We start from the raw sequence: 628 nt of genomic DNA, 5'->3' as shown, positions 1-628 counted from the left end.
GACGCCAGCGTCCAGTCGGAGGTCAACTACGGGAGCGCCTCGCTCTCCAGCAACGCGGTCGTGGCCGTGGACGTGGACGGCGACGGGTGGCTCGACGCCGTCACCGTCAACGGCCAGACCAACCTGCCCCTCATCAACGGAAACATCAGCGTCTACAAGAACCTGGGCTCGAGCGCGCCCGGGACCTTCGGCGCGCCGACGAGCTTCACCACTGGCACCCCGGGCTCCGTCCACCTCTGCACCGGGGACTTCGATCACGACGGGGTGGCTGACATCGCCACGACAAGCGTGACCCAGAACCAGGTGAGCGTGCTCTTCGGCACCGGCGCGGGCAACTTCGGCGCGCCCACGTTCATCGGCATCCAGAGCACCGGCGGCGCTCAGTCAAGCATCGCCTGCCGTGACCTGAGTGGCGATGGCTTCTCCGATCTCGTGGTGACGAGCCCCGCCAGCGCACGCCTGTCGGTCCTCATCAACCAGGGAGACGGCACGTTCGCCGCCCCCGTCGCCTACAGCAATTCCGCCAGCGGCCAGACAGCGGGCATCGCCTTCGGAGACGCCAACGGCGACGGCACGCTCGACATCCTCTCGAACGGCGCGGCCGGCCGGTTCCTCTTCTACTTCAGAG

At 68.0% G+C, this 628-nt stretch carries 1 protein-coding gene; it reads left to right on the top strand.

Annotation, left to right across the window (positions count from 1 at the left end):
* The coding region (locus D7X74_RS42295; RefSeq protein WP_147446930.1) for a VCBS repeat-containing protein at nt 1-628 on the top strand (628 nt) is incomplete at both ends.

The sequence above is a fragment of the Corallococcus sp. CA047B genome, assembly GCF_003612065.1.
Lineage (GTDB): Bacteria > Myxococcota > Myxococcia > Myxococcales > Myxococcaceae > Corallococcus > Corallococcus praedator.
The sequence above is the reverse complement of the archived record's forward strand: the minus strand, read 5'-3'. Positions and strand labels throughout refer to the sequence as shown.